This window comes from Vibrio sp. 99K-1, assembly GCF_013114585.1.
GTDB lineage: Bacteria > Pseudomonadota > Gammaproteobacteria > Enterobacterales > Vibrionaceae > Vibrio > Vibrio chagasii_B.
On sequence record NZ_VTXF01000054.1, the window covers coordinates 1 to 6,367 of the forward strand.

At 43.9% G+C, this 6,367-nt stretch carries 6 protein-coding genes and 4 tRNA genes; 3 read left to right on the top strand and 7 right to left on the bottom strand.

What is annotated here, in order from left to right; genetic code table 11:
- The 5 genes from F0228_RS25430 to F0228_RS25450 all read right to left on the bottom strand — a co-directional run.
- The coding region (locus F0228_RS25430; RefSeq protein ID WP_253643689.1) for a GTP-binding protein at positions 1-159 on the bottom strand (159 nt) is incomplete at its 3' end.
- Between the two features lie 41 nt (positions 160-200).
- Positions 201-276, bottom strand: a tRNA-Thr gene (locus tag F0228_RS25435).
- Between the two features lie 13 nt (positions 277-289).
- A tRNA-Gly gene (locus tag F0228_RS25440) sits at positions 290-364 on the bottom strand.
- Between the two features lie 39 nt (positions 365-403).
- A tRNA-Tyr gene (locus F0228_RS25445) sits at positions 404-488 on the bottom strand.
- Positions 489-532: 44 nt separating this feature from the next.
- Positions 533-608 (bottom strand) — tRNA-Thr (locus F0228_RS25450).
- A 209-nt stretch (positions 609-817) separates the two neighbouring features.
- On the opposite strand from F0228_RS25450, the gene coaA reads away from it, so the two are divergent.
- A complete protein-coding gene (gene coaA / locus F0228_RS25455) occupies positions 818-1,741 on the top strand; it encodes a type I pantothenate kinase (protein WP_171731967.1) in 924 nt (307 codons plus the stop codon).
- Positions 1,742-1,747: 6 nt separating this feature from the next.
- Here coaA and birA read toward each other — a convergent pair whose 3' ends face one another.
- On the bottom strand, positions 1,748-2,713 hold the full coding sequence (birA, locus tag F0228_RS25460) for a bifunctional biotin--[acetyl-CoA-carboxylase] ligase/biotin operon repressor BirA (RefSeq protein ID WP_171731968.1): 966 nt from the start codon (positions 2,711-2,713) through the stop codon (positions 1,748-1,750).
- Positions 2,710-3,756, bottom strand: coding sequence for a UDP-N-acetylmuramate dehydrogenase (gene murB, locus F0228_RS25465; RefSeq protein ID WP_116871561.1), 1,047 nt, complete (start codon positions 3,754-3,756; stop codon positions 2,710-2,712). Before murB ends, birA begins: the two co-directional genes overlap by 4 nt.
- Before the next feature lie 66 nt (positions 3,757-3,822).
- On the opposite strand from murB, the gene F0228_RS25470 reads away from it, so the two are divergent.
- Together F0228_RS25470 and pssA are read left to right on the top strand one after the other, a co-directional pair.
- Positions 3,823-4,254 carry a GNAT family N-acetyltransferase gene (locus F0228_RS25470; protein WP_061034337.1) on the top strand — a complete coding sequence of 144 codons (432 nt, stop codon included), beginning with the start codon at positions 3,823-3,825 and terminating at the stop codon, positions 4,252-4,254.
- Between the two features lie 91 nt (positions 4,255-4,345).
- Positions 4,346-5,686 (top strand): CDP-diacylglycerol--serine O-phosphatidyltransferase, encoded by a 1,341-nt coding sequence (pssA, locus tag F0228_RS25475; protein WP_061034338.1) that lies wholly within the window; start codon positions 4,346-4,348, stop codon positions 5,684-5,686.
- Positions 5,687-6,367: the final 681 nt, after the last annotated feature.

A 6,367-nucleotide genomic window follows, 5' to 3' on the forward strand; every position in this document is an offset into this window, starting at 1 on the left:
TGTAGTACAGATAGCAGCAGTTAGAGTTGTTTTACCGTGGTCAACGTGGCCGATAGTACCAACGTTTACGTGCGGTTTCGTACGTTCAAATTTTTCTTTAGACATGGGGTGTCCCTCTAGGTACGGATTAGGTGGCTTAAAATAAGACCACGCAACCAAAAAAAATGGTTTTCTTTATTAAAGGAGAAGAAGCTTTAGACTGGTGCTAATACCCAGAGTCGAACTGGGGACCTCACCCTTACCAAGGGTGCGCTCTACCGACTGAGCTATATCAGCACACAAAATGAGTTGGAGCGTGCAGCGGGAATCGAACCCGCATCATCAGCTTGGAAGGCTGAGGTAATAGCCATTATACGATGCACGCAACACGTAACTCTGTTTGAGCTATTTAACCTTTAGAATATGGTGGAGAGGGACGGATTCGAACCATCGAAGGCAGTGCCAACAGATTTACAGTCTGCTCCCTTTGGCCACTCGGGAACCTCTCCAAATTTTTGAGCTTTCTCTCGCAGCCTTAAAGGAAGGGAGAAAGTGGTGCCGACTACCGGAATCGAACTGGTGACCTACTGATTACAAGTCAGTTGCTCTACCTACTGAGCTAAGTCGGCACAAGTGGGGCGCATTTTATTGAATGATTTTCCACCTTGCAATAGCAAATTGAAAAAAAGTGCAAAATTCTCTGCTCAAACTTCGAATACGACTATTTAGCTCAAGGTTTCCGTCTTTAACCCGCATCTAGTACAGGAAGATATTTTATTTATCTAGCGCTTGATGTATTTTCCATGCACTTGTTTTGTTATCCACTATAGAGTTTTGTATGAGCCCATTCATGTCATTTGACCGTACACACTGGTCTGAACTAAGGAATTTAGTTCCGATGACACTTTCTGAGAGCGACTTAAAAGAGCTTCAAGGCATCAATGAAAAGCTCACCATGGAAGAAGCTGTGGAGATCTACCTGCCGCTTTCTCGTCTATTGAACCTCTATGTGGCAGCCAGACAAAACCGCAATTCAGTACTTCACCAGTTCCTCGATAAAAAAGAGAAAGCACCACCATTTATTATTGGTATTGCCGGCAGTGTTGCGGTAGGTAAAAGTACAACCGCCCGTCTACTTAAGGCCCTGCTCTCTCGTTGGGAAAACCACCCAAAAGTTGAGCTCGTCACCACTGACGGTTTCTTATATCCAAATGAAGTATTGAAAGAGAAAGGCTTGATGAGTAAGAAAGGCTTCCCTGAGTCTTACGATATTAAGCGTTTAGTTAATTTTGTCTCAGACGTCAAGGCGTGCAAAAGAAACGTCACCGCGCCAGTTTACTCGCATCTAACTTACAACATTACTGATGATGTTAAGTGTGTTGACCTACCTGACGTGTTGATCATTGAAGGCCTAAACGTATTACAGAGTGGAATGAACTACCCACACGAGCCACACCGTGTGTTCATTTCTGACTTCCTGGACTTTTCACTCTATGTGGATGCAGACAGCCAGCAAATCAAAGAGTGGTATATCAACCGCTTTATGAAGTTTAGAGAAGGGGCATTTACCAAGCCGGGCTCTTACTTTAGTCATTACACTAAATTATCGAACCAAGCGGCATTGGATAAAGCAGAAGGGATCTGGAGTTCAATCAATGGGTTGAACCTAGAGAAGAACATCCTTCCAACCAGAGAGCGGGCGCACCTAATTCTAAGAAAAGGTGCAGATCACATGGTTGAAGAAGTACTACTAAGAAAATAGGAAGGTCTAGCTACCTTTCCTTAGTGAGATTTCACCGCCGATATAACTTTCGATACCATTCTCGGTTTTGAGTAACACCGCACCCTGCTCATCAATACCTTGTACGACACCTTCAATTTCTCTAGGTCCAATAATCAGCTTCACATTGCGACCTAAGAAGTTATCCAAGCGGTTCCAACGTTCTACAAAGTTCGACATCCCTTTCATTTCGTAATCAACCAGCGCCTTATCCCATGCGTTTATTAGGGTCTGTGCTAAATGGTTACGATCTGGGACTTGACCATCACACACCTCTTTAAGCGAGGTCCACGGCTGACCAATACCTGAGGTAGCAGGATCCATAGAGAGATTAAGCCCTAAACCAATCACAATATGAGCAGCACCGCCAGATTGCCCCGACAGCTCAACTAAGATTCCCGCAAGTTTCTTATCGTTATGGTAAAGGTCATTTGGCCATTTGAGTTTCACGCCTTCAACACCCATTTCTTCCAGAGCCTCAACAACCGCAACCCCGACAACAAGACTTAGGCCCATCGCAGCTGCCATCCCAGCGTCGAGTCTCCAGTACATCGAAAGGTATAAATTGGCTCCAAATGGTGATACCCACTCCCTGCCACGACGACCGCGACCAGAGGCTTGGTATTCAGCAACACAAACCGAGCCAGATTCTAGCTCATTGGTGCGATCTAACAGGTGTTGGTTGGTCGACCCTATAATAGGGATCAGTTCAAGAGACGCGTTACTATTAGTAGCAGATAGTCGCTCATGGTCCAGCATGTCCAATCGGTCCGCTAGCTTGTAGCCTTTACCCTGTACACGGTAGATATCCAAACCCCACTCTTGAATACCCTTGATGTGCTTGCTTATAGCAGCTCGAGATACCCCAATCACCTCACCGAGGTCTTCGCCAGAATGAAACTCACCATCAACAAGGCATTTTAACAGTGCCAGCTTAGTGCTGTGCTCTCTCATACTAACGCCTCCAAAGCCTTGTCGAGATTTGTCTCACCATCTCTTCCCATAAAGCGAACCTCATGTTCCAGGCGAATATCGAACTTATCTAGCACAGCCTGACGAACTCGTTCTGCTAACCTAAGCACATCAACGGCCGTCGCCTCATCATAGTTGATGATCACAAGTGCTTGATTTGGATGAACCTGAGCGCCACCTTGATTCACACCTTTAAACTGACATTGATCGATCAGCCAACCAGCAGCGAGTTTGATCATATTCTCACTCGCATAGCCCACAATCGTTGGATACTCAGACTGCAAGCGATCAAAATGATCTTTACTGATCACCGGGTTTTTAAAGAAGCTGCCAGCATTACCCTGAACAGAAGGGTCTGGCAATTTGCTCGATCGGATAGCACATACTTCATTAAATATCGTTTGAGGTGAAAGTGTCTCTTCAGACAGACTTTTCAAGGGGCCATAGTGATTACATGGCTGCCATGCTTTCGCTAAAGTTAAGCCAATCGCGACCACAATAGCTTTGCCGTAAAGGGCGTGTTTAAAAATCGAATCTCGGTAACCAAAGAGACATTCCTCTTTGCTTAATCGCTTAACTGTATAAGTATCCAGACAAAGAATATCGACGTATTCACATATATCCTGTAGCTCAACTCCATAAGCACCAATGTTCTGGATAGGCGCTGAGCCAGAACAACCCGGAATCATGGCTAGGTTTTCTAATCCACCAAAACCTTGCTCAACGGTCCATTTAACTAGGCTTGGCCAATCCTCACCACCATTAACATGGAGTAAATGATTGTTGTCCGACTCCGTTAAGGTAATACCAGACAGCTTATTGATAATGACAAGGCCTGCAAAATGCTCAGTGAAAAGCATGTTACTGCCCTTTCCTAGCATCAGCTTAGGCGTAGATTGCCATTTAGGGTCCTGATAAACCGAGATCAACTCTTCAATCGTGGTCACTTCAACCAAAGCATCACAGCTTTGATCAATAGAAAAGGTATGAACGTTTTTTAAACTAGCATTGAGATGGAATTGCATGGCGATATTCAATTAACTTACACTGCGTTCATTCTACAGCAGATAAACCAGTGGCGCAGTGACTGAATGAACAATGTCATCATTACTCAATTAGACCCAGTAAAGGTTCCCCTTGTTAAACGCTTCTATAAAGAGCACTACCCAACAGGGAAAGCCAATAAAAGTGAGTTAATCTATTCACTCTTACTTGATGACGAACTTTGTGGTGTCGTCCGTTTTCGTACGATAGAAGACTCGCGCTTACTGACAGGTATGGCGATCTCGAAGCAACATCGCGGTAAACAGTTAGGTTCCCAACTAATGGAGTACTGTGCAAAGCACACACTCACAGAGAATGATTACTGCTTTGCCTATGCGCATCTTACAAGCTTCTACACTCGACACCAATTTGTGCAGATCGATTCTAAACAGCTACCGAACGCCTTACGGGTTTTATATGAGCGTTATTCAAATAGCGGAAAAGATCTCATTCCTATGCAATATCAGCAAAATTGTTAGAGAATGCCTCGATTATCTAGTATTTGGGGCTATGCCTTTGGTAAAATTAAAGGTTCGCAATTTTGCATATTTTTAAGGTAAAACAGTCAATATGATTGCCAGTAGGAATCCATTCATACAGTTGCCAACCATAGCGCAGAATCCTGATAAGTTTGAAGTACTACTATCAGCGCAAGAGTTTCGAATTCGTCTACTTGATGAGATAGCTCGCGCAACGACTCGTATTAGTTTAGTCGCTTTGTATCTTGAAGATGATGAGGCTGGCCGTGAGATCCTAACTGCCTTATATGAAGCAAAACAAAAGAATCCAGATCTAGATGTGAGCGTTTGTGTTGATTGGCACAGAGCTCAACGCGGATTGATTGGTGCAGAGTCTTCTGAAGGCAATGCAGCCATGTACAAAGAGTTTGCTGAAAAATATCAGCATTCAGTTCCTGTCTACGGCATTCCTGTTCGTGGTAAAGAAGTCTTTGGCGTATTGCACTTAAAGGGCTTTATCGTTGATGACAGCGTGATATACAGTGGTGCAAGCCTCAATAATATCTACCTGAACTATCACGAGCGCTACCGCTTTGACCGCTACCATGTTTTAAACAACGCGACACTGGCAGACTCAATGTTTGCCTACGTGCATGAACAAATGATCTCTGACAGCGCTGTTTACGACTTAGCTGATAAAAACAAGCCAGCTACTAAAGAGCTAAAGCCAGCGATCCGCCAGTTTCGTGCATCTCTAGCCAGATCTCAGTACCAATTTGATGGTCAGGAAGTATCACCAGAGCAAGTTGCCGTAACACCGCTAGTAGGCATCGGCAAACGACGTAATCGTCTTAACCAAGGCATCAATCAACTGGTCGCTCAGGCTAAAGACGAGATCTTCATTTGTACCCCTTACTTTAACTTTCCTCCTAGCCTAGCTAAAGAAGTGAAGAAAGCACTCAAACGTGGAGTAAAGGTCAGCATTGTGGTTGGTGATAAAACCGCGAATGATTTCTTCATCTCTCCAGAGGAAGAGTTTAAAACGATTGGTGGTCTACCATATCTTTATGAGATGAACTTACGTCGCTTTGCTAAAGCTAATGAAGCTCATATTGCAAGCCGCAATCTATCGATTCAACTTTGGCGACACGACTCTAACAGCTTCCACCTGAAAGGCATTTGGGTCGATAAGCGCTATATGCTGCTTACTGGTAATAACCTAAACCCTAGAGCTTGGAAACTAGATCTAGAGAACGGAATCTTTATTCAGGACAACTATCACCACCTAACTGATAAGTTCCAAGCTGAAGTAGATAACATTCTTCAACACACTCAGCTTATTTGTACTTATAAGCAGTTAGACAAAGTAGATAGCTACCCAGAAGAAGTTCAAAAGCTGATTCGCAAGATCACTCGAGTCAAAGCTGACAGAGTACTTAAACAAATACTCTAGTGAATATACACAAGATATGATTTATCAACGCCTAGCAAACGCTAGGCGTTTTTGTATTCATAAGTCGCCTCTCTGTACGCACTCGCAAACATAGTGAGTAACTAGTTCAATCAATACTCGCCATATAATTTTTAGGGGTTCAGCTCCATTGAACACCAGAGAATAGCTTAGGCCGACAGTAGCGAGGACTTGTTATTTGAAGAGCAAAAGACCATTACCTAGAAACGACGAAGGCCTAGTAGTAAGGCTAGGCCTTCTGATAAATGACGAAAGGCGGACACACCTAGTTCGTTCTTTCTGAAACCGGTAAACCTTTTGAGAGACGCTCTCGACCAAAACGCTAACACAGGGATTCAAATGTAAAAAAGCCCAAGAAGTTGTGCGTGGGCTTAGTATGAATAGCTGAACTTGTATTCCATCTGACTAGTACACGAGCGGGACTCATTGGTAGAAGACCAAATTATCAACCCCCAGAAACGACGAAAGCCTAGTCGTAAGACTAGGCTTTCTAAAAGGTTTGATGTAGTTGAGTTGTCATTCTATCTATTCGCCAATTGATTACTAAATATACATTTTTGATAGATGTAAAAAAGCCCTGCTATTTCTAGCAGGGCTTCTCTAATAAGTGGCGGAGTGGACGGGACTCGAACCCGCGACCCCCGGCGTGACAGGCCGGTATTC